Origin of the sequence: Streptomyces sp. NPDC014891 (genome assembly GCF_043081085.1) — a bacterium.
Taxonomy (GTDB): domain Bacteria; phylum Actinomycetota; class Actinomycetes; order Streptomycetales; family Streptomycetaceae; genus Streptomyces.
This window is the reverse complement of the sequence record NZ_JBIBWF010000003.1, coordinates 1-22571: the sequence shown is the minus strand read 5'-3', so window position 1 is coordinate 22571 and position 22571 is coordinate 1. Positions and strand designations below refer to the sequence as shown.

Here is a 22571-nt window from a genome sequence, read left to right as displayed (position 1 = left end):
CCCCGGAACGCGCGCCCGCCCCGGACGCCGGAGCGTACGGGGCGGGCGGTCCGGGTCCGGTCCGGGACGGGTCAGCCGGGGAGCGGCGCCCCGGACCCGGCGGGAGTCCCGGCCGGGGAGGTCCGGCCGGCCAGGACCTTCTGCGCGAGGACGCCGAAGACCACCCCGAACACCGCCCAGAGGACGGCCTGGACCGCGAGCGACGCCAGCCTGAACTCCCAGAGCAGCGCGGCGGGGAAGCCCGCCTTGACCGCGTCGTCGTTGGCCGGGAGCAGCACGAAGGCGACACCGGTCACGAGGACGAACCCGGCTGCGGCGGCCAGGGTCGCGTTCCAGTTGCCCAGGCGCGGTGCGAGCCGCCGTCCCACGATCACCGCGGCGAGCCCGAGCAGCACGCTGAGCAGGATCATCAGGAAGAACAGGGTGGTGCGCTTCCCGATCGTGTCCGGGTTGCCGACGGCCGGCGGGGTCGCCGGGTACTTCAGGAACGGCACCAGATAGACGGTGGTGAACGCCGCCGCCGCGGTGAGCGCCGCCGTCGCCCGGGGGCTGAACCGGCCGATCCGGCCGAGCGCGAAGGAGAAGGCGAGCGCGGCGATGCCGCCGAGCGCGACCCCGTACACGAGGACGCCGGTGGCCAGGCCGAAGGTCGACTGGACGGGGCGGCTGACCGCCTCCTCCTCTTCCTCCGCGGCCTCGGCGGCGCCCGTGCCGCCGTGGCCGGCGTGCGACCCGGCGGCGGGGTCCGCCTCCTGGGCCGCCTGGGCCTCCTCGACGGCGATGGCGCCGTTCACCGGGGGCTCGCCCACCACGTAGGCGACGGCGAAGGCGAGGAGACCGGCGACCAGGCCCGCGAGCATGCCGCGGACCAGCAGGGATCTGACAGTTGAGGCGTGCATGTGCGGATCGCCTCTCAGTGGCAGGGGAAGCCGAGCAGGTGGCGACCGTCGTGCACCCACTCGTGCACGTCGGAGCCCGCGATCAGGGAGGTGGCGCCCTGCTCGGCGCCCACGAAGTACAGCGCGATCAGCGCGAGAAGGCCGACGAAGAACGCCCAGGGAAGGACGGCCCGGACGGGCAGCGGGGCCGGAACGGCCACGGGAGGGGCGGATGCGGCGGCGGTGAGGGCAGCCTCGGCCATGGTGGAACCTCCTACGGGAACTCGCGTCCCGGACGGTGGTGCAGGACGACGGTCCACGGGTCTGACTCACCGCCGCACCGCCTCCGGAAGGAGGGCGGCGCCCGGCTCACAGTGGCGCGACCGTGCCGGATTTCCACCGGACTTCCGTCTCGCCGTCGTCACGCTGTTCAAATGTCGCCCGACCGTACCGCGCACCGGGTGTGCCGCCAAGGGCGTGAGGCCTGAATCACGTTCGCACGCCCCCGGGCCGCGTCCGGGGCCGAACGCGGTGGTCACCGGGAGCGGCGCTACCCTGGGCGCGCCCCGGGACCCGACCGACGAGGACGCCGATGACCGTCCGGCTGACGCTGATCTCCCCCGCCACGAGCGGGGCCCCGCGCGACGTCGGGTTCGACGACGACCGTCCGCTCGACCCCGCGGGCCTGGCCCGTGCCGAGTCGGCGGCCTCCGCCGTCGACCCGTCCGCGCGCGCGTACTCCTCGCCCTCGGCGCGCTGCCGGGGGACGGCGGAGGCCCTCGGCCTGTCGGCCGAGGCGGTGCCCGCACTCGCGGGCTGCGCCATGGGGCGCTGGCGGGGACGGACCCTGGCGGCCGTCGCCGCCGCCGAGGAGGCGGCGCTCGGCGTCTGGCTGTCGGATCCCACGGCGGCGCCGCACGGCGGGGAGTCCGCGCGCGAGGTGCGACTCCGGGTCGGTGCCTGGCTCGACGCGCGGCGGGCGGAGTCGGGGCGCGTCACGGTCGTCGCCGAACCGGACGTGATCCGGGCCGCCCTGGTCCACGCCCTCGGGGCGCCCGACGAGGCGGCCGGGAGGCTCGACGTCCGCCCCCTGACCGCGGTTCACCTGAGCGGGCGCGCCGGGCGCTGGAACCTGGGCGTCGGGACCCCGCTCGGGTCCGGCCAGGGGGTGTCCCGTCGGTCAGACCCCGCGAGCCCGGCCTGATCGACACGACACCCCCTGGCACCCGGCGGCGCGCTCCCGCGGGTCAGGCGACGGGCCGCCGCCACTCGCGCAGCAGCAGATAGCCGAGGTACGCGCCGCCGACGGCCATCGTGTAGAGGCCGACGGGCAGGTCGTCGAAGAGCGGCAGCTGCTGCGCCGTCAGGTCGGCCAGGACCAGCAGCAGTGCTCCGAGCAGGGTGGACATCACCAGGTGCGGTCCGCCGCTGCGGGCGACCCGCTTGGCGATCTGCGGGGCGGTCAGGGAGATGAACGCGATCGGACCCGCCACGCTGACGGCTCCCGCCGAGAGGACGATCGACAGCGCGATCGCCCAGGTCGCCGTCCGCCCCGGCCGGGCCCCCAGACCGGTGGAGAGGTCGTCGCCCATCTCCCCGATGCTCAGGGGCCGGGCGAGGAGGGCGGCGAACGGCAGGGAGACGAGCAGCACCGTCCAGACGACCGCCGCGTCGTCCCACGAGCGCGCGGAGAGGCTGCCGTTGATGTAGGCGGTCAGGGAGCTGGCCTTGTCGCGCTCCACGGCGTACACCACGTACTGGGTCAGCGCGGTCGCCATCGCGGCGACGCCGATCCCGGCCACCACGAGCCGGCCGGGGCTGCGGAACCCGGTGCCGGTGGAGAGGAACACGACCGCCATCGCGAGGACCGAGCCGAGCAGGGCGCCGACGGACACCGGCATCACGTCGGGCAGGAACAGGGCGGCGGCCGCCGCGCCCGCGCCGGCCCCGGCGCTGAGTCCGATGACGTCGGGGCTGCCCAGCGGGTTGCGGGTGACGGACTGGAACAGGGCCCCGGACAGGCCGAGGGCCGCACCGGTGGCGATGGCCACGACGAGCCGCGGGCCGCGCAGCCGGTTCAGGACGAAGGCGTTCTTCCCGGTGGCGTCGCCCGCGAGGGCGGACGGCAGGTCGGGCAGGTCGATGCCGAGGCGGCCCATCGACAGCGTGGCCACGGCGGCCGCGCAGAGCAGCAGGAGCGAGACCGCGGCGGCGATCACGGTCCTGCGGCGCACGGGTACGGCGACCCAGGGGCCGATCCGCAGCACGCCGCGGCGGGCGGCCTTCGGCGCGCGGGGCCCGTCGGTCCGGGTGGCGCGGCCGGGAGAGTCGGTCCGGTCGGCGGTCTTCATCCCGCTCCCCTCATACGGCGAACGGCGAACAGCAGGGCGGGGGCGCCGACGAAGGCCGTGACGACCCCGACCATGAGTTCCTGCGGGCGCAGCACCACCCGGCCGACGACGTCGGCGAGGAGCAGCAGCGTCGGCCCCGCGAGGCAGGTGAAGAGGATCTGGGCCCGGAAGTCGGCGCCCACCAGTGCCCGCACGAGGTGGGGGACGGCGAGGCCGACGAAGGCGATGGGCCCGACGGCCGCCGTCGCGGCGGCGGCGAGCAGCGTCGCCGCGAGCAGCCCGGCGCCCTTGACCCGGGCCGGACTGATGCCGAGGGAGGCCGCCTTGTCGTCGCCCATGGCCATGGCGTTGAGCCCCGGGGCCAGCAGCAGGGCGAGCAGGAGGCCGGCGGCGGCGAACGGCAGGACCGCCCACAGGGCGTCGAAGCCGCGCCCGCCGAGCGCGCCCACCACCCAGTAGCGGTAGGTGTCGAAGACCCGCGGCCGGGACAGGGCGACGGCCTGGATGAAGGCGGCGAGGACCGCGGAGAGCACCGCACCGGCGAGGACCAGCCGGACCGGTCCGCCCCCGCCTCCGACGGTGCCGACGACGTGGACGACCACGCCGGTCAGGAGGGCGCCGAGGAGGGCCCACCAGATCGTCTCCCGCTGCCCGGAGGCGCCGAGGAAGGCGGTCGCGGCGACGATGCTCGCGGACGCGCCCGCGTTGATGCCGAGGAGTCCCGGCTCGGCGAGCGGGTTGCGGGTGATGCCCTGCATCAGGGTGCCGGCGACGGCGAGGGCGAGACCCGCGAGCACGCCGAGGGCGGTGCGCGGGTAACGGCTCTCGACGACGGTACGGGTGTACGCGTCGCCGCCGTCGCCGAAGACGACCCGCAGGACGTCACCGGCGGAGGTCGGCTTGCTGCCGAACATGACGCTGGCGAGGAGCGCCAGGGCGAGCAGGGCCAGGCACAGGACGGCGGCCAGGACATGCCGGCCAAGGCCCCGCCGTACCACGGCGGGGCCTTGAGCGGTCTTGGAGAGAGTGGTCACGCGGGGGACCCGTGGTTACTTCCCGGCCTTGGCGACGGCCTTGTCGATCATCGGGAGGTAGCGCTCGATGCTGTACGGCACCGTCAGCGGGTTGATCATCGAGGAGGCGGTGACGAAGGGGGTGTCGTGGCTGTAGACCAGGGCGTTCTTCTTCACGGCGGGGATGGCCGCGTAGAGCGGCTGCGCCTCGACGGTCTTGCGGGACTTCTCGTCCATGTAGAACGTGAAGGCGATGTCGCTCTTCGCCAGCTTGTTGGCGTTCTCCAGGCCGATGAGGGCGGAGTCCGTGCCCTCGGTCTCCGGGAAGGTGTCGACGATCGGGTCGACCTTGAGGCCGAGCTTGGAGACCATCGCCACGCGCTGCTCCTCGGGCTTGAAGACGCCGAGGGTGCCGGGACCGGTGTTGTAGATGTACGAGAACGTGACGTTCTTGTAGTTGGGGCGCGATGCGGCCGCGTCGGCGAGCTGCTTGTCGATCTTCGACTCCAGCTCCTCGGCCTTCTCCGGCTGACCGAGCGCCTTGGCGATGATCTCGATCTGCTGGTCCCAGTTCGTGCTCCACGCCTTCTCGGGGTAGGCGACGGTGGGCGCGATGTCCTTGAGGATGTCGTACTGCTTCTGCGTCAGACCCGACCACGGGGCGAGGATGACGTCGGGCTCCAGCTCGGTGATGGCCTCGATGTCGAGCTCCTCGCCGCCCTTGAACTGCTTGGGGAGCGTGGCGCCGGACTTGGTCACCGCCTCGTGGATCCAGGGGAGGTAGCCGGTCTTGTCGCTGCCCCAGGGGTACTCCTCGATGCCGACCGGGACGTTGCCGAGGGCGATGGCGGTCTCGGCGGAGCCCTGACCGAGGGTCACGACGCGCTTGGGCTTGTCCTTGATGACGGCCGAGCCGAGGGCGCTCTTGATGGTCACCGGGAAGGCGCCGGCCGGGGCCTTGCCGGCCGGGCCCGCCGCGTCGTCCTTCTTGTCGTCGGAGCCGCATCCGGTCACCAGCAGGCCGAGCGTGACCGCGGCGGCCCCCGCCACGAGAGCGCGACGGCGAAGGGGGGTGAACACAGAAGGCATGGTGGTTCCTTGTCTCCGGGCAGGGGGATGTGGGCCCCGACGGGCGGCCCCGCGGACGGGTGTCCGGGAGCAGCGGCAACGCGGTGCTTGTTAGGTGAGCCTAACCTATTCCTGTCCGGGTGTGGACGCCGGGGGTCCGGTACCGGTGCGAGCGGCGCGGTCTCCGTACGCCCCTCAGGGGGCGACGGCCTTCCGCAGGGTCCGCAGGCACAGGGAGAGGGCCGTGTGCTTGGGGGTGCCCTGGTCGCGCGCCTGTGTCCAGGCGGCGTAGAGCAGCGCCCACACGACGTCCTGGAGCCAGCCGGCGTCGACCCCGGGGTCGAGCGTTCCGTCCTGCTGGCCGCGCCGGACGAGGGCGAGCAGGGACAGGTCGGCCGCCGACTCCTCCTCGATCCCGGACCACGCGACGAACTGCGGGACGTCGTACAGCAGCAGCAGGCGGTCGCCGAGTTCGAAGTACTCCAGACAGAGCCGCTCCAGCGCCTCGGGCGCGGGCCCGTCGTCGAGCCGTGCCCGGTCGGCCGCCGCCGCGACCCGGTCGCGCACCTCCGTGCCGATCGCGGCGAGCAGGTCGGAGCGCTCGGGGAAGTAGCGGTGGACGGTGGTCCGTCCCACCCCGGCCGCCTCGGCGACGTCGCCCAGCGACGCGCTGTGGTCGGCGGTGAGCACGGAGACGGCCGCGTCGAGGATCGCGCGCCGGGTACGGGCGCGGGTGGCGCTCTCGCGGGTGACCGCGCCGTGCGCGGGAGTGTCGTCGGACCCCATGCGCACACGGTAACCCCTCATACCGTTTGGGAAACCCTTTGACCTTTCTGGAACAGAGGTGTTCCATTGTGGGTATGCATTCATCCCGTGCGCCCCGTCTGAGCATCCTGTGGTCCTTCGCCCGCCCGCACCGGCGCACCCTGGCCAAGGGGCTCGCCCTCGCCTTGGTCGCCTCCGCCCTGGGCCTCGCCACGCCCATGGTCACCAAGCACGTACTGGACGCACTGGGCAGCGCGTCCTCCCTCACGAGCCCCGTGGCGACCCTCGTCGTGCTGCTCCTCGTCGGCGCCGCGGTGTCCTACCGGCAGTGGACCCTGCTCGGGGCACTGGGGGAGCGGGTGGTCCTCGACGCGCGCGAGTCGGTCGTGCGGCGCTTCCTGCGTGCCACCGTCCCCGCCGTCACCCGGAGCCCCACCGGTGAACTCGTCACCCGGGTCACCTCCGACACCGTGCTGCTCCGCGAGGCCGCCGCCTCCTCCTTCGTCGGCCTCGTCAACGGGGCGGTCATGCTCGTGGGCAGCCTCGTCCTGATGGGCTTCCTCGACCCCGTGCTGCTCGCCACCACGGTGACGGCGGTCGCCCTCGTCGGCCTGGTCTTCGCGCTCCTCATGCCCGGCATCGCCCGGTCGCAGCAGCAGGCCCAGGAGCACGTGGGGCGGCTCGGCGGCGCCCTCGAAGGCACCCTGCGCGCGATCCGCACCGTCAAGGCCCACGGCGCCGAGGCACGCATGGCCGAGCGGATCCTCACCGACGCGCGCGCCTCGGCCGAGTACGGCGTCCGGGCCGTCCGCCGCGAGGCACTGGCCTGGACGACGGCCTGGTCCGGCGTCAACCTCGCCATCATCGCGATCCTCGGCGTCGGCGCCTGGCGCGTGGCCGAGGGCCGGCTGGAGGTGTCCGGCCTGATCGCCTTCCTCCTCTACGCCTTCGCCCTCATGGACCCGATCGCCGAGCTCAGCCAGAACGTCACCGCCCTCCAGTCCGGCATCGCCGCCGCCGACCGCATCCGGCAGGCCGACGCCCTGCCCACCGAGGAGGCGGCACCCACCCGTAGCCCCCGCGCGGCGGACACCCGCACGGACCTGCCCGCCCTGGAGTTCAGGAACGTCACCGCCGCGTACGGACCCGACGCCGAGCCGGCCGTACGGGGCGTCGACCTCGTCATCCCCCGGCGCGGCCACACCGCCGTCGTCGGCCCCTCGGGAGCGGGCAAGACCACCCTGTTCTCCCTGGTCCTGCGGTTCCTGGAGCCCACCGGCGGCGAACTGCTCCTCGACGGGCGGCCCTACCGGGACCACGCCCACGCCGACATCCGCGCCCGCCTCGCCTACGTCGAGCAGGACACCCCCGTCGTCCCCGGCACCCTCCGCGACAACCTGCTGCTCGCCCGGCCTGGGGCCACCACCGAGGAACTGCTCCGCGTCCTGGACGACGTACGGCTCACGGAGAAGGTCGAAGGACTGGAGGAGGGGCTGGACACGCCCCTCGCCACCGCGAACGTGTCGGGCGGGGAGCGCCAGCGCATCGCCCTGGCCCGGGCCCTGCTCGCCACCCCCGACGTGCTGCTCCTGGACGAGGCCACCGCGCAACTGGACGGCCTGACCGAGGCGGCCGTGCAGGCCTGCGTCCGGTCCCGCGCCGGCACCGGCGCCGTGGTGACGATCGCGCACCGCCTCTCGACGGTCGTCGACGCGGACACCATCGTCGTGATGGAGGCGGGCCGGGTCCGGGCGCAGGGCCGGCACGAGGAACTGCTGGCCTCGGACGGCCTCTACCGCGACCTGGTCGAGTCCCTGCGGATCTCCGCCGGCACCGGAGTCCCCGTCAGCTGACCGCCGCCGCGCGGCAGGACGGCGAAGCCGGGTCCGTGCCGTGGGCGACGGCGGCCACGTGCCCCTCGGAGAGCAGCACGTCGGCCAGGCGGAGACCGGGGACCGCGCCGGGGGCGAGCCCCGACCCCACGTAGGGGTCGGCGGCCCCGCGGACCAGGGCCACGCCGGTCGCCTTGAGCACGGCCTCCTTGCGGGTCCAGCACCGGGCGAAGGCGCCCGCGCGGGCGTTGGCCGGAAGCGCCGCCAGCTCCGCGCGCTCGCGCGGATGGAGGGCCGCCCCCACGTCCCGTACGACGCCGTCGGCCGGCACCGTCTCCACGTCCACCCCCACCGGCACGGACGCCACCGCCACCAGGACCCGGTCGCCCGCGCGGGACAGCGAGAAGTGCACGTCGCCGTGGTCCCGCAGACGGGGCTTGCCGTGCGGAGCGCCGCATCCCGCGCAGGGGTCGCGCGCGAACGCGAGCCGGTCGGGCCGCGCGCCCGCGTGCTCGGCGAGCACCAGACGCAGCAGCACCCGGGCGACCAGGTAGCGGTCCGCGTCCGCGGGGCGCCGGAAGGCCGCCGCCCTGGCCGACTCCGCCGCGTCGAGCAGCGGGGCGAGCGCGCGGGCGGCCGCGGCGTTCGGATGCACGGCGGCGGCCACCACCCCGGGGTGGCCCGGCAGTTCCTCGTAGCGCACGGGGCTGCTCAGAAGACCCGGTCGGTCGTGGTGACCACCGCGCACCGGCCGGCCGCCCACTCCAGCGCCATGCGGTGCTCGCGCTCGGAGAAGTCCGCCACGGCGTCGGCCACGACGAACGCCTGGATGTCCTGCATCCACGCGTCGCAGGCGGTCATCAGGACGCCGATGTGCGCGTACACGCCCGTGACGACGAGCTGGTCGCGGCCCTGCTCGCGCAGCTGCTCCAGGAGGTCGGTGCGGACGAAGGCGCTGTACTTCCACTTGGTGAGGAGGGTGTCGCCGGGGCCCGGGGTGACCGCCTCCGCGATGGCCGTGGCGTGCGCGTCGTCCGGGACGCCGGGGCCCCAGAAGTCCTGCTGGAGGCCCCGCTGTTCGGGGGTCTGGCCGCCGGGCTGGGCCGTGTAGACGACGGGCACGCCGAGCCGGGCGGCCTCCTTGCGGAGCCGGCCGAGGTTGCCGAGCAGGGCGGAGATCGGCTCGGCCTCCGCGTCGAACGGGGTGAGGAAGTGGTTCTGCAGGTCGTGCACGAGGAGCACGGCGCGGTCCGGGTCGACGGTCCACTCCACCCGGTTGGCGGGGAGCTCGCCGGGGCGGGGCATGGGGTAGGGCGCGACGGTGGGCAGGGTCATGGGAGTTCCGTTTCGGCGGGTGCTGGTGGTGGTACGGCTGGGCGGGGGCGCCGGGTCAGTCCCGGGGAGCGGTCCGGGCGCGCAGGTCCTTCTTGGACACCTTGCCCACGCCGGTCGTGGGGAAGGCCTCGACGAAGACGACCCGGTCGGGCACCTTGAAGGCGGCGAGCCCGCGGTCCCGGACGAAGCGCTTCAGCGCGAGCGCCCCGACCGCCGGCGCGTCGGCGCGCGGGATGACGTACGCGCAGCTGCGCTCGCCGAGGTACGGGTCGGGCTCGGCCACCACGTTGGCGTCGTGCACCGACGGGTGGGCCAGGAGGTGGTTCTCCACCTCCTCGGCGGCGATCTTCTCGCCGCCGCGGTTGATCTGGTCCTTGGCGCGCCCCTCGACGACGAGGTGCCCGCTCGGGGTGACCCGGACGAGGTCGCCGGTGCGGTAGAAGCCGTCGGCGGTGAAGGAACGGGCGTTGTGCTCGGGCGCGTTCCAGTAGCCGCGGATGGTGTACGGGCCGCGGGTCAGCAGATGGCCGGTCGTGCCCACGGGGACGTCCTCGTCCTCGTCGTCCACGACCCGGATCTCGTCGTCGGGGGAGATCGGCCGGCCCTGGGTGGTGACGATCGTCTCGGTGTCGTCGTCGAGACGGGTGTAGTTGACCAGGCCCTCGGCCATCCCGAAGACCTGCTGGAGGGTGCAGCCGAGGGCCGGCTTCACCCGGCGGGCGGCCTCCTCGCCGAACTTGGCGCCGCCCACGAGCAGGACGTCGAGGGTGGAGAGGTCGTAGGCCGACGCGGCGGCGGCGTCGGTCCAGACGAGCGCGAGCGGCGGGACGAGACCGGTGATCGTGACGCCCTCGTCCTGGATCAGCGGGAACGCCGCGTCCGGGGCGGGCCGCGGGCACATCACCACGCGGCCGCCCGCGTACAGGGCGCCGAGCGAACCGGGGGAGGAGAGCGGGAAGTTGTGGGCGGCGGGCAGGACGCACAGATAGACGGAGGTCTCGTCGACCCCGCAGATCTCGTTGGAGCCGCGCAGCGAGTAGATGTAGTCGTCGTGCGTCCGCGGGATGAGCTTGGGGACCCCGGTACTGCCCCCGGAGAGCTGGAGGAACGCCAGGTCGGACGGGGCGGGGCCGGTGAGCGGCACCGGTTCGGCGGGCACGTCGGAGAGTGCCTCGAAGGGCCCGGCGTCCCCGCCGGCCACGAAGACGTGCCGCAGCGAGGGTGTCCGGGCGAGCGCGGTGGTGGCGAGGGAGCGGTAGTCGAAGCCCGCGTCCTCGGCCGGGATCACATAGGCGACCGCCTCGGTGAAGGCGGCGAAGTAGGAGATCTCCGACTCGCGGTGGGCGGGCAGTGCGAAGACGGGCAGCGCGCCGAGCCGGAAGAGGGCGAAGATCACCTCGAAGAACTCGGCGACGTTGGGGAGTTGGACGACGACCTTGTCGCCGTGACCGATCCCGCGGGCGGCGAGTCCGGCGGCGAGCCGGTCGGCGCGGAGGTCCAGTTCTCCGTACGTCCACGCGCGCCGGGCGCCGCCGGGCCCCGCGTGGTCGACGACGGCGACGCGGTCGGGGTGCGCCGCGGCGCGCTCGCGGAGCACGGCGCCGAAGGTCTCGCCCCGCCACCAGCCGGCGGCGCGGTAGCGCTCGGCGAACTCGGCGGGCCAGCCGGGCGCGGCCTCGGCGGGGTCCGTCCGGGCGGCGTCCGGGGCGGTGGGCCGGGTCGGTGCGGTCACAGCTCGGCCCCCACGGCGTTGAGGAAGGTGCGGAACTTGGCGGCGGTCTCGGCGGTCTCCGCCTCGGGGACGGAGGCGGAGACGATGCCGGCGCCCGCGTAGAGGCGCAGGGTGCGGCCCTCGGCCTCCGCGCAGCGGATGGTGACGACCCACTCGCCGTTGCCCTCCGCGTCGCCCCAGCCGACGATGCCGGTGAAGAAGCCCCGGTCGAAGGGCTCGGTCTCGCGGATCACCTGTCTCGCGAGCGCCGTCGGCGTGCCGCAGACCGCGGGGGTGGGGTGGAGCGCCGAGGCGATCTCCAGGGCCGAGACCTCGGGGTGGGCGAGGGTGCCGGTCACGGTGGTCGACAGGTGCCACATGGTGGCGGTGCGGATCAGCGAGGGCCGGGCGGGGACCTCGACGGCCGAGCAGTACGGCGCCATGACCTGGTGCACGGCGTCGACGACGACGGCGTGCTCGTGGAGGTCCTTGGCGGACTCCAGGAGGGCCGCGGCGCGCCGCACGTCCTCGGCGAGGTCGTCGCTGCGGGGGATGGAGCCGGCCAGCGGGTTGGATACCAGCCGGTCGCCGCGCCGGGAGACGAGGAGTTCGGGGCTGGCGCCGAGCAGGGTGCGGCCGGGGCCGGTGGGCAGCGCGAAGGTGTAGCCGGCCGGGTCCCGGCGGCCGAGCCGCTGGACCATGGCGGCGAGGTCCAGTTCGTCGGGGCCGGTCACCGCCAGGGTGCGGGCCAGGACCACCTTGCTGAATTCGCCGTTCCACATGCGGTCGACGGCCGAGGCGACGCCCTTGGCGTACACGTCGGGCTCCGGCTCCGGCCGGACCGACCAGGCGGTGGCCGGGGGCTCGCCGGCGGGCAGCGCGACCAGCGGGTCGTACGCGAGGGACGGTCCGGTGCGGACCGTCTCGGGTATGACGAGTGCGGCGGGGGCGTCCTGCTCGAAGGGGAGCGCGCCGATGACGACCGGGGCGGCACGGCGGTCGGAGCGGGCCTCCCGCAGGGCCTCGGCCACCCGCTCGGCGACCGGTGCGGCGCCGTGCGGGATCTCCCGGTGGACGCCGTGGGCGAGCAGGGTCCGGGTGGGCGTGGCGAGGAACCGGTCGCCCTCGCGGTAGGCGTCGAGCAGCGCGGTGGCCGCTCCGACGGCGGAATGGGGGTCTGCGGGCGCGGACGTGTGCGCGGCGACCTGGTGGACCGTCGACACGGGGGCTCCTTGGTTTCGTCTGAGGGTGGGGGTGCGGCGGGCGGTTCGGTACGCGACGGGCGGGCCGGGTGGGCCCGGTCCCGTCAGCGCAGGGTGGCGCCGCCGTCGACGTAGATGTCCTGCATGGTGATGTGGCGGGCCCGGTCGGAGGCGAGGAAGGCCACGGTCTCCGCGATGTCCTCCGGGTCGGCGATGCGACCCAGCGGGATGCCGGTCCGGTGGCTGGCGACGTCCCCTTCGATGACGCGCCGTGGGCCGGAGGGCCCGTCCCACAGGGCGCGCTGCATGGGGGTGTCGGTCGAGCCGGGGCAGACGGCGTTGCAGCGGACGCCCCGGTCGGCGACCTCCAGCCCCAGGCACTTGGTGAAGGCGACGGCGGCGGCCTTGGAGGCCGCGTAGGCGCTCATGCCGGAGCGGGGGATGCCGGCGGCGTTGGAGGCGACGGTCACCACGGAGCCCGTGCCCCGGGCGGCCATACCGCCGACCACGGCCCGGGAGAGATGGAAGACGCCCGTGGTGTTGACCGCGAAGACGTCCGCCCAGTCCTGGTCGGTCATGTCGAGCGCGGGTCCGGTCCTGAGCACCCCGGCGACGTTCACCAGGATGTCCACCGGGCCGAGTTCGCGCTCGATCCGGCCCACGGTGCGGTTCACGTCGTCCCCGTCGGTGACGTCCAGCGGGTAGGGCACGACCGTTCCCGTGGCCCGCTCCCCGGTCGACCGCGCGACGCTCGCGGCGAGCGCGGCCGCCTGCCGGTCGGTGGCCGCGACGGTGGCGCCCCGCGCGGCGAGCGCGTGGACGACCGCCTCGCCGATGCCCTGTGCGGCGCCGGTGACGAGGGCCACGCGACCCCCGAACTCACCACGTGGTCTGCTGCTTTCAGCCACAATACCTCCTTGACTTAGGCAAGCCTAACCTAAGCCGTGTGATTTACCCATGGGCTTGCCCCGGCGGCGGCCCGAAGGCCGCCGCCGACTGCGGAACACCGAACGGAGCCAGGTCACCGACGCGGTGACGGGCCGTCCGGCACGGCCCGCAGTGCCGCGTCGAGGAGCGGTCCGATCTCCTCCAGCGCCTCCGGCGCCATCAGCTCGTCGTGACCCCGGTCCAGCACGTGCTCGGTGACGGCGCCGTCCACGTACGCGGGCCACACCAGCTGCGGCGTCTCCCCGTCCGGAGTCGTCCGCGCGGCCGTGAAGAACAGGACGTCACCCCGGAAGTGCCGGGTGCGGCTGCGGGACAGCAGCCGTACGCAGTGCACGTTGGTCTCCACGATCGCGTGGAGCAGCGAGTCGTCGAAGCCCGCGAGCAGACCCTGGCTGTCCCGGATCGCGGCCACCGCCTCCTCGCGCGAGACGTCCCCGCGCCCGGACGTCTCCGCCCCGAGCCCCGCCACGGAGAGCAGGAAGCCGTTCTCCTCCTGTTCGAGCCGCTCGCGCCATTCCGGCGTCTCCAGGTACGACCAGTCGTCCCGCTCCGGCGGGTAGGCGTCCAGGAGCGCGAGGAACGCGACCTCCTCGCCGTGCTCCTGGAGCATCGCGGCGAGCGTGTGCGCCACCGTCCCGCCGAAGGAGTAGCCGGCGAAGTGGTACGGCCCCTCGGGCTGCACCGCGCGGATCTCCGTCAGGTACCGCTCGCACAGCTCGCCGACGTCCGACGCGTCCGGCAGCTCCCCGGCCAGACCGGGCGACTGCACGGCGTACACCGGCCGGTCCGCGTCGAGGTGACGCAGGAGACCCGTGTACTGCCAGCCGAACCCGGAGGCCGGGTGGAAGCAGAACAGCGGCGCCTTCCCGCCCCGCTCCCGCAGCGGCAGCAGCACCCGCAGCGCGTCCCGGCGCGAGTCCGAGCCGATCCGGGCCGCCACGTCCGCGACCGTCGGCGCCGACATCACCGTGCCCACCTGGACCGGGACGCCCAGCTCGTCACGGATGCGGCCGACGAGCCGCATCGCGAGCAGCGAATGCCCGCCCAGCTCGAAGAAGTTGTCCTCGACCCCGACCCGCTCCAGACCGAGCACGTCCGCGAAGATCCCGCACAGCAGCTCCTCGCGGGCGTCCTTCGGCGGCCGGCCGCCGCCCGCGTCCGCGAACACCGGGGCGGGCAGCGCGACCCGGTCCACCTTGCCGTTGACCGTCAGCGGCAGCGCCGGCAGCTCCACGAACGCCGAGGGGACCATGAACTCCGGCAGCGTCGCCGCAAGCCGGGTCCGCAGCGCCGCCGTCACCGCCTCCGGGTCCGTCCGGTCCGCCTCCGAGGCCGGGACCGTGTACGCCACGAGCCGCTTCACCCCGTTCGCCCCCGTGTGCACGACCACCGCGGCGGCCGCCACCTCGGGCGCGTCGGCGAGCGCCGACTCGATCTCGCCCAGCTCGATCCGGAAGCCGCGGATCTTCACCTGGTGGTCGGCCCGGCCCAGGTAGTCGATCCCGTCGTCCCCGCGCCAGCGCACGAGGTCCCCGGTGCGGTACATCAGCGTGCCCGGCGCACCGAACGGATCGGCCACGAACCGCTCCGCCGTCAGCGCCGGCCGCGCGAAGTAGCCGCGCGCCAGACCCGCGCCCGCCAGGTACAGCTCGCCCGGCACCCCGCGCGGCACCGGCCGCAGGGCGCCGTCCAGCACGTACGCCCGGGTGTTGTAGATGGGGCGGCCGACACAGGAGGTGGCGCTGCCGCCGACATCGGCCCCCAGCGCGTTGATCGTGTACTCGGTGGGGCCGTACAGGTTGTAGCCCATCGTCCCCTCCGTCCCCGCGATCAGCGACCACAGGGAGTCGGGCACGGCCTCGCCGCCCAGCAGGACCAGGGCGGGACGGTGCCGCCCCTCGTCCAGGAGCCCCGCGTCGACCAGCTGCTGCCCGTACGACGGGGTGACGTTGACGACGTCGATGCCGACCCGGTCGTAGTGCGCGGTCAGCGCCGCCGGGTCCAGCCGCAGCTCCTCGCCGATGACGTGCACCTCGTGCCCGTCGACCAGCCAGAAGAACTCCTCCCACGACATGTCGAACGCGAACGACACGGTGTGGGCGACCCGCATCCGGCGCCCGCCCGCCAGCTTCACCGCGGGCTCGAAGATCCGCTCCCGGTGGTTCAGCAGCATGTTCACCAGACCCGAGCCCGGCACCACCACGCCCTTGGGACGCCCGGTCGAACCCGAGGTGTAGATCAGGTACGCCGGGTGCCGGCCGTCACGCGGAGCAGCCAGCTCCTCCTCCGCCACCGGTCCGCCCGGCAGCGCGGCCAGTTCCGCGACCGTCGCCGGATCGTCCAGCACCAGCGGAGGCACTCCCGCCACCAGCGGCACCCGGCCCGCCACCGCCGAGACGGTGACCAGAGCGAGCGGGCCCGCGTCCTCCACCATCGCGGCCAGCCGGTCCACCGGGTGGTCCAGGTCCAGCGGCAGGTACGCCGCCCCCGCCTTGAGCACCGCGAACAGCGCGACGACGAACTCCGCCGAGCGCGGCAGCCCCAGGGCCACCGTCCGCTCCGGCCCCGCGCCCCGCGCGAGCAGCGCACGCGCCAGCCGGTTCGCCCGCTCGTCGAGCTCCGCGTAGCTCAGCCGCTCGTCCTCGAAGACCAGCGCCGTCGCGTCCGGGGTGAGCGCCGCCTGCCGGGCGAACAGCTCGATCAGCGACACGTCCGGCAGCTCGTGCCCCATGTCGTCGCCGAGGGCGAGCAGTCCGGCCCGCTCGGGGGCCTCCAGGGTGCGCAGCCGGCCGACCGGCGTCGCCCCGCCCGCCGCGAACTGCTCGACGAGCAGCCGCAGCCGGCCCGCCAGCTCCTCCGCCGTCCCCCGCTCGTACAGGTCGGGCCGGTAGGCCAGACTGAGTTCGAGCGAGCGGTCCGGCGTGACGGCGAGCGTCAGCGGATAGTGCGTGCCGTCCACACTGTGCGTCCAGCCGATCTGGTGCCGCTCCACCGCCTCCTCGCGGGCGGTGTCGTCCAGCGGCGTGTTCCGGAACACGTACAGCGTGTCGAAGAGCTGCCCCACGCCCGCCGCCTGCTGGATCCGGCCCAGGCCCAGGTAGTGGTGCGGCAGCAGCTCCGCGTGCTCGCCCTGCGTCCGGACCAGCAGCTCGCGCAGCGTCTCCGAGGGGCGCAGCGTCACCCGGAACGGCAGCGTGTTCATGAACATGCCGATCATCTGGTCGACCCCCGGCACCTCCGCCGGACGCCCCGAGACCGTCGCGCCGAACACCACGTCGTCCCGCCCGGTCATCCCCGACAGCGACAGCGCCCACGCCGCCGACAGCACCGTGTTCAGGGTGACGCCGCAGCCCCGGGCGAAGGCCCGCAGCCGGTCGCTGGTCTCCTCGCCGAGCGCGATGTCCACCACCTCGGCGGTCACCGGCTGCCGTGCCGGATCGGCCGGCGCCACCAGCGTCGCCTGGTCCAGGCCCGACAGGTGGTTCCGCCAGGCGGTCAGCGCCGCCTCGGTGTCCGTCCCCGCCAGCCACCGCAGGTACGCGCGGTACGGAGTGACCGGCGGCAGCACCTCGGCACGGCCGCCCGCCCCGTACAGCTGGAACAGCTCCTCGAAGAAGAGCGACTCCGACCAGCCGTCGGTGAGGATGTGGTGCTGCGTCACACAGAGCATCCACCGGTCCTCGGCGAACTTCAGCAGCGTCACCCGCATCAGCGGCGGCGCCGACAGGTCGAACCGCGTCGCCGCGTCCTCCAGCGAGAACACCCGCTGCGCCTCGTCCTGCCCGGCCCGGTCCAGATCCGTCAGATCCCGTACGTCCCAGGGCAGCTCCCACGCGGCGGGCACCACCTGCACCGGACCCGCCAGACCCTCGTGCCAGAAGGCCGAGCGCAGGTTCGGGTGCCGGCGCAGCATCGCGTCGAACGCGGCGCGCAGCGCCGCCGTGTCCACCGCGTGCCGCAGCTCCACGAAGTTCTGCATCAGATACACGTCGAGCGCGCGGTCGTCGTACTGCGCGTGGAAGTACAGCCCCTCCTGGAGCGGCGCCAGCGGCAGCACCTCCCCGGCACCCGGGAACACCCGGTCGAGCACGGCCCGCCCGGACGCGTCCAGCTCCACCAGCGGCCCCTCGGCCCCCGGCACGGTCCGCGCCGTGGCCTGCTCGTCCGGGGTCCTGGCCGCCACGGCCAGACCCGCCACCGTCCGCTGCTCGAAGACGTCGCGCGGGGTGAGGACCAGACCCTCCTTCCGCGCCCGCGTCACCAGCTGGATCGAGACGATGCTGTCGCCGCCCAGGGCGAAGAAGTCGTCGTCCACCCCGACCGAGCGCAGCCCGAGGACCTCGGTGAACACCCGGGCCAGGGCCTCCTCCCGCTCCCCGCTCGGGGCCCGGGACTCCGGCGAGGCGCCGAGCACCGGCGCGGGCAGCGCGGCCCGGTCCAGCTTGCCGTTCACGTTGAACGGCAGCGCGTCCAGCACCACCACGGCGGCCGGGACCAGGTAGTCCGGCAGCGCCTCGGCGAGCTCCGCGCGGACCGCGACCGGATCCGCCGTGCCGGTGACGTACCCCACCAGACGCTTCACGCCGGGCGTGTCCTCACGGACCACGACCGCCGCCGAGTCCACCCCGGCCACCGCCGCGAGCGCCGCCTCCACCTCGCCCGGCTCGATCCGGAAGCCCCGGATCTTCACCTGGTCGTCGGCCCGGCCCAGGTACTCCAGCTCGCCGTCCGCCCGCAGCCGCGCCAGGTCACCGGTGCGGTACATCCGAGAGCCCGCCGGCCCGAACGGATCGGCCACGAACCGCTCGGCGGTCAGCGCGAACCGGCCCAGATAGCCGCGCGCCGTCCCGTGCCCCGCCAGATACAGCTCACCCGTCGTCCCCGCCGGAACCGGCCGCAGCGCCGCGTCCAGGAGGTACGCGCGCGTGTTGCCGATCGGCCGCCCCACCACCGGGGTCGCGCTGCCGGCCAGGTCCGCCGCCAGCGCGTCCACCGTGTACTCGGTCGGACCGTAGAGGTTCACCGACATCACACCGCTCGCCGCCCGCACCGCGGACCACAGCGCCTCCGGCACCGCCTCGCCGCCGAGCAGCAGCAGCGCCGGACGGTGCTGCGCCGGGTCCAGCAGACCCCAGTCCAGCAGCCCCAGCGCGTACGTCGGGGTCACGTCCATCGCGTCCACCCGGTGCTCCCGCACATAGCCGACGACGAACTCGGCGTCTCTGCGGCCCACCTCGTCCAGGACGTGCAGCTCGTGCCCGGCGACCAGCCAGAACAACTGCTCCCACGAGGTGTCGAAGCTGAACGAGGCCGTGTGCAGCGCCCGCAGCGGACGTCCGCCGGTCGCGTCCACCACCGGGCCGAAGACCTCGGCGATGTGGTTGGCGTACAGGTTCGACAGGCCGCCGTGGGTGAGGACCACACCCTTGGGGCGACCGGTCGACCCCGAGGTGTAGATGACGTACGCCGGGTGCCCGTCCGCGATCCGCGGCGCGGCGAACTCCGCCGGGCGCGCGTCGAGCGCGGCGGCCGTCTCCGGCGCGTCGAGCACGATCCGCTCCGGACCGTCCCCTGCCGGCGGCAGCAGCTCCACCGCCCGCGCGGTGGTCAGCACGAAAGCGGGCGCCGCGTCCTCGATCATCAGACCCAGCCGCTCGGCGGGATAGTCCAGGTCCAGCGGCAGATAGGCGCCGCCCGCCTTCAGCACGGCCAGGATCGCGACCACCGTCTCCGCCGAACGCGGCACGGCGAGCGCCACCACCGACTCCGGTCCGACCCCGCGCTCCGCGAGCAGCCCCGCGAGCCGCGCGGCCCGCCCGTCGAGCTCGGCGAAGGTCAGCGAGGTCGCCCCGCAGACCACCGCCGTCGCGTCGGGCGTGCGCGCCGCCCGCTCGGTGAACACGTCCGCGACCGTCCCCGACGGCACGTCCCGCACCGTCCCCGGCCAGCTGCCCCGCACCCGCTCCAGCTCGGCCGGTGGCAGCAGCGCGAGCGCGCCGACCGCCGTGCCGGGCTCGGCGGCGATCCGGTCCAGGACGTGCGCGAGCCGGTCCGCGATCCGCTCCGCCGTGCGCGCGTCGAACACGTCCGGCCGGTACTCCAGGCGCAGTTCCGCCCGCGCGTCCAGGGACACGGCCAGGGTCAGCGGGTAGTGCGTGGCGTCCTCCGCCTCGACCCCCGTCACCCGGACCCCGGCCGCGACTGTCTCGCGCGCCGAGGGATCCACCGGGTAGTTCTCGATCACGACGAGCGTGTCGAACAGCTCACCGCCGCCGCTCTGCTTCTGGATCAGCCGCAGCCCCAGGTGGTGATGGGCCAGCAGCGCGTTCTGCTCGTCGCGGAAGCGGCGCAGCAGACCCTCCACCGTCTCCTCGGGCCGGGTCGCCAGCCGCACCGGCACGGTCGTGATGAACAGGCCGAGCATCGACTCGACCCCCGGTATCTCGTCCGGCCTGCCCGAGACCGTCAGACCGAACACCACGTCCTGCCGCCCCGTCAGACCGCCGAGCAGCAGCCCCCACGCGCACTGGATCAGCGTGCTCGGCGTCGTGCCGAGCCGCCGCGCCGCCGCCGTCAGCCGCTCCGTCGCCGCCTGCGACAGCTCCAGGGCGTGCACCCCGGGCCGCACCGGCGCCCGCGCCGGATCCGGCGCCGCGACCAGCGACGCCTCCTCGACCCCGGCGAGCGCCGACCGCCAGGCCGCCTCCGCCGCCGGAGTGTCCTGCTCCTTCAGCCACTTCAGATACGCGCGGTAGGGACGTACGGCAGGAAGCGCCGAGGGGTCCCCGTCCGCGGCGTACAGCGCGAGCAGGTCGCCCACGAGCAGCGGCATGGACCAGCCGTCGACCAGGATGTGGTGGACCGTGATCACCAGCCGGTGGTCGCCGTCCGCGAGCCGCGCCAGGACCAGCCGCAGCAGCGGCGGCCGGTGCAGCGCGAACCGCCGCGCCAGCTCGGCCCGCCGCAGCCCGGCGAGCCGCTCCTCCACCGAGGCACCCGTCAGCACGGTGCCGTCGGCGGCCTTCGGGGAAGCCTCCGTCAGATCGACCCGCTCGACGCCGGACGTCACCTCCGCCGGCACGAACTGCACCGGCTGGGGCACGCCCTCGTGCCAGAAGCCGGCCCGCAGGTTCGGGTGGCGGCGCAGCAGCGCCGCCGCCGCCCGGTCCAGACGGTCCGCGTCCACGGGTCCGGACAGGCCGACCGACACCTGCACGGTGTACACGTCGGCGCCCTCCCCGTCGTAGACGGAGTGGAACAGCATGCCCTGCTGAAGGGGGGACAGCGGCAGCATGTCCTCGATACGAGCCTGCGTCACTGCTGGGCCCTCCACATTTCTTCGAGCATGGTGATCTGGTTCTGGTCGAGGTCGAGCAGGTCGAGGTCGGACGGGGTGTGTCCGGCGGAGGAACCGCCGGCCGCCCACGCGGCGAGCAGGTCGAGGGCGGCGAGCCAGCCGTCCGCGAGCTCGGCCACCGTGTTCGGGGAGAGCGCCTCGCCCGCCCAGACGAAGGTGGCGGCGAGCTCCGGACCGTCCGGGCCGTTCTCGATCTCCGCGTCGACGGCGAGCGGGTGCGAGAGCGGCATCCCGGGATCGGGCCGTACGGCGAGCGCGTCGGCCTCCGCCGCGGGGCCCCACACGGACTGCGTCCGCGCGGTCTGCCGGCCGAGGTAGTTCCACAGGATCTCCGGGCCCCCGCCGGGTGCGAACAGCCCCGCCGTGGCCGCGTTCGCGTACCGCAGCAGTCCCGCGCCGATCCCGCCGTCCGGGACGTCCCGGAGCCGCTCCTTGATCTCCTTCAGGGCGGTCCCCGCGTCCTGCGTCCCGGCGACCACGGCCGCCGGGTCGTAGCCGTCGGCGGTGAGCCGCACCGGGTACACACTGGTCAGCCAGCCGACCGTGCGGGTGAGGTCGGCGCCCGGCACGAGGTCCTGCTCCCGGCCGTGCCCCTCCAGCTCCACGGTCAGCCCGTCCGCCGGCATCCCCGAGCGGGCCGCCCGCTCGCCCACGGCGAGGGCGAGCGCGGTCAGCAGCGTGTCGTTGACGGTGCCGTGGAAGGCCTGCGGAACGGCCGACAGGAGTGGTTCGGTCCGCTCGGGCGACAGCCGGACCGTCAGCCGGCGGGCCGTCGCCACGGTGTCCCGCGCCGGGTCCAGCGGCCGCTCGGCCAGCAGCCGCGCCCCCGGCGCCGCCGCCTCAAGCCAGCGGTCCAGCTCGGCCGCCCGCCGGCCGCCGTGCGCCTCGGCGAGCAGCCCCGCCGTCCAGGTGCGCAGGGCCGTCGGTACGGGGTCGAGCGCGGGCGCCCGCCCCGCCGCGGCGGCCTCCCAGGCCGCCCGCAGGTCGGGCAGCAGGATCTGCCAGGACACCTCGTCCACCACCAGGTGGTGGGCGACGAGCAGCAGCCTGCCCGGCTCGTCGGGACCGGCGTCCAGGTGCACGGCCCGTACGGTCGCCCCGGTCTCCGGGTCCAGTGCGGACGCGGCGCGGTCGGACTCCTGCCCGACCAGCTCCCGCAGCGCTCCCGAGTCCAGACCGGACGCGTCGGCGGTCCGCAGCACCGCGGCGGCCGACACCGAGCCTGCGGGGGCCACCTCGGCGCTCCACACGCCGGGGCGCGTCACGGTCAGCACCTGCCGGAGCCCGTCGTGGAGGTCGAGCACCGCCTGGAGGGCGGTCACGAGGTCGGCCCGCCGGACCCCCGCGGGCACCACGACCAGCCGGGCCTGGCAGAACCGGCGGAGGGGACCGCCGCGTTCGGCGAACCACCGGGCCACCGGCGGCAGGACCAGCGGCCCCACCCCCTGCTCGGCGGGACGCGCGGCGGCCGCGGCGTCCGCCGTGGGGGCGGCGACTGCGGCGAGCCCGGCGGGTGTCGGGTGCTGGAACACCTGACGCGCCGTCACCTTCAGCCCCGCCTTGCGGGCCTGGCTCACGAAACGGATGGAGACGATGCTGTCGCCGCCCAGCTCGAAGAAGTTGTCCTCGGGACCGACCGCCGACAGCCCCAGAACCTCGGCCATCAGCCGGGCGAGCAGCTCGACCGGGCCTTCGCCGGACACGGGACCCGGGACCGGGGCCGGGGCCGGCGCGCCGACCCGCGGCTCCGGCGGCGCCGGGAGCGCCCGCCGGTCCAGCTTGCCGTTGGGCGAGAGGGGCACCGCCGGGATGTCCAGGAAGACGCTCGGCACCATGTACTCGGGCAGCTGCCCGGCGGCGTGCGCCCGCAGCGCCTCCGCGTCGAACGCCGCGCCCGCCGCCGGGACGGCGTACGCCACGAGCCTGCGGCTGCCCGGCCGGTCCTCGCGGACGACGGTGACGGCACGGACGACGTCCGGGTGGGCGGTGAGGACGGTGTCGATCTCGCCGAGCTCGATGCGGAGGCCGCGGAGCTTGACCTGGTCGTCGGTGCGTCCGAGGTAGTCGAGTGCGCCGTCGTGGCGTCGGGTGACGAGGTCGCCGGTGCGGTA

The 22571-nt window shown here is 74.7% G+C and carries 15 protein-coding genes and 1 riboswitch; of the genes, 2 read left to right on the top strand and 13 right to left on the bottom strand.

Features of this window, described 5'->3' with window-relative positions:
• Positions 1-71: 71 nt before the first annotated feature.
• Together ACF09E_RS08500 and ACF09E_RS08495 are read right to left on the bottom strand one after the other, a co-directional pair.
• Positions 72-899, bottom strand: a complete 828-nt coding sequence (locus tag ACF09E_RS08500) for a CbtA family protein (protein ID WP_392204458.1) — start codon at positions 897-899, stop codon at positions 72-74.
• Between the two features lie 14 nt (positions 900-913).
• Entirely contained in the window at positions 914-1141 is a 228-nt protein-coding gene (locus tag ACF09E_RS08495) for a CbtB-domain containing protein (RefSeq protein ID WP_392204457.1), read from the bottom strand.
• Positions 1142-1200: 59 nt separating this feature from the next.
• Positions 1201-1287: riboswitch (cobalamin riboswitch) on the bottom strand.
• Positions 1288-1470: 183 nt separating this feature from the next.
• On the opposite strand from ACF09E_RS08495, the gene ACF09E_RS08490 reads away from it, so the two are divergent.
• On the top strand, positions 1471-2082 hold the full coding sequence (locus ACF09E_RS08490; RefSeq protein WP_392204456.1) for a histidine phosphatase family protein: 612 nt from the start codon (positions 1471-1473) through the stop codon (positions 2080-2082).
• Positions 2083-2125: 43 nt separating this feature from the next.
• Here ACF09E_RS08490 and ACF09E_RS08485 read toward each other — a convergent pair whose 3' ends face one another.
• The 4 genes from ACF09E_RS08485 to ACF09E_RS08470 form a co-directional block, all read right to left on the bottom strand.
• Positions 2126-3229 (bottom strand): FecCD family ABC transporter permease, encoded by a 1104-nt coding sequence (locus ACF09E_RS08485; RefSeq protein ID WP_392204455.1) that lies wholly within the window; start codon positions 3227-3229, stop codon positions 2126-2128.
• Positions 3226-4227, bottom strand: a complete 1002-nt coding sequence (locus ACF09E_RS08480; RefSeq protein WP_392204995.1) for a FecCD family ABC transporter permease — start codon at positions 4225-4227, stop codon at positions 3226-3228. Before ACF09E_RS08480 ends, ACF09E_RS08485 begins: the two co-directional genes overlap by 4 nt.
• 51 nt (positions 4228-4278) lie before the next feature.
• Positions 4279-5331, bottom strand: a complete 1053-nt coding sequence (locus tag ACF09E_RS08475; protein WP_392204454.1) for an iron-siderophore ABC transporter substrate-binding protein — start codon at positions 5329-5331, stop codon at positions 4279-4281.
• A 174-nt stretch (positions 5332-5505) separates the two neighbouring features.
• Positions 5506-6096, bottom strand: coding sequence for a TetR/AcrR family transcriptional regulator (locus tag ACF09E_RS08470; RefSeq protein WP_392204453.1), 591 nt, complete (start codon positions 6094-6096; stop codon positions 5506-5508).
• A gap of 74 nt (positions 6097-6170) precedes the next feature.
• On the opposite strand from ACF09E_RS08470, the gene ACF09E_RS08465 reads away from it, so the two are divergent.
• Positions 6171-7928, top strand: coding sequence for an ABC transporter ATP-binding protein (locus ACF09E_RS08465; RefSeq protein WP_392204452.1), 1758 nt, complete (start codon positions 6171-6173; stop codon positions 7926-7928).
• Here the strand turns inward: ACF09E_RS08465 and ACF09E_RS08460 are convergent.
• The 7 genes from ACF09E_RS08460 to ACF09E_RS08430 all read right to left on the bottom strand — a co-directional run.
• Positions 7921-8610 carry a 4'-phosphopantetheinyl transferase family protein gene (locus ACF09E_RS08460; RefSeq protein ID WP_392204451.1) on the bottom strand — a complete coding sequence of 230 codons (690 nt, stop codon included), beginning with the start codon at positions 8608-8610 and terminating at the stop codon, positions 7921-7923. The genes ACF09E_RS08465 and ACF09E_RS08460 overlap by 8 nt on opposite strands.
• An 8-nt stretch (positions 8611-8618) precedes the next feature.
• A complete protein-coding gene (locus ACF09E_RS08455; RefSeq protein WP_392204450.1) occupies positions 8619-9242 on the bottom strand; it encodes an isochorismatase family protein in 624 nt (207 codons plus the stop codon).
• A gap of 55 nt (positions 9243-9297) precedes the next feature.
• Positions 9298-10974: a (2,3-dihydroxybenzoyl)adenylate synthase gene (locus tag ACF09E_RS08450; protein WP_392204449.1), complete on the bottom strand. Its 1677-nt coding sequence runs from the start codon at positions 10972-10974 to the stop codon at positions 9298-9300.
• Positions 10971-12176: an isochorismate synthase gene (locus tag ACF09E_RS08445; protein WP_392204448.1), complete on the bottom strand. Its 1206-nt coding sequence runs from the start codon at positions 12174-12176 to the stop codon at positions 10971-10973. Before ACF09E_RS08445 ends, ACF09E_RS08450 begins: the two co-directional genes overlap by 4 nt.
• 83 nt (positions 12177-12259) lie before the next feature.
• Entirely contained in the window at positions 12260-13066 is an 807-nt protein-coding gene (locus ACF09E_RS08440) for a 2,3-dihydro-2,3-dihydroxybenzoate dehydrogenase (protein ID WP_392204994.1), read from the bottom strand.
• Between the two features lie 110 nt (positions 13067-13176).
• Positions 13177-20397, bottom strand: coding sequence for an amino acid adenylation domain-containing protein (locus tag ACF09E_RS08435; protein WP_392204993.1), 7221 nt, complete (start codon positions 20395-20397; stop codon positions 13177-13179).
• 20 nt (positions 20398-20417) lie between these two features.
• Positions 20418-22571: condensation domain-containing protein (locus tag ACF09E_RS08430; protein WP_392204447.1), on the bottom strand; the 2154-nt coding region annotated here is incomplete at its 5' end.

Bases quoted from the DNA above. Each gene is read 5' to 3' on its own strand.
- ACF09E_RS08465 (WP_392204452.1), top strand. From the start codon at position 6,171: ATGCATTCATCCCGTGCGCCCCGTCTGAGCATCCTGTGGTCCTTCGCC.
- ACF09E_RS08485 (WP_392204455.1), bottom strand. From the start codon at position 3,229: ATGAAGACCGCCGACCGGACCGACTCTCCCGGCCGCGCCACCCGGACC.
- ACF09E_RS08495 (WP_392204457.1), bottom strand. From the start codon at position 1,141: ATGGCCGAGGCTGCCCTCACCGCCGCCGCATCCGCCCCTCCCGTGGCC.
- ACF09E_RS08500 (WP_392204458.1), bottom strand. From the start codon at position 899: ATGCACGCCTCAACTGTCAGATCCCTGCTGGTCCGCGGCATGCTCGCG.
- ACF09E_RS08470 (WP_392204453.1), bottom strand. From the start codon at position 6,096: ATGGGGTCCGACGACACTCCCGCGCACGGCGCGGTCACCCGCGAGAGC.
- ACF09E_RS08475 (WP_392204454.1), bottom strand. From the start codon at position 5,331: ATGCCTTCTGTGTTCACCCCCCTTCGCCGTCGCGCTCTCGTGGCGGGG.
- ACF09E_RS08455 (WP_392204450.1), bottom strand. From the start codon at position 9,242: ATGACCCTGCCCACCGTCGCGCCCTACCCCATGCCCCGCCCCGGCGAG.
- ACF09E_RS08490 (WP_392204456.1), top strand. From the start codon at position 1,471: ATGACCGTCCGGCTGACGCTGATCTCCCCCGCCACGAGCGGGGCCCCG.
- ACF09E_RS08435 (WP_392204993.1), bottom strand. From the start codon at position 20,397: ATGCTGCCGCTGTCCCCCCTTCAGCAGGGCATGCTGTTCCACTCCGTC.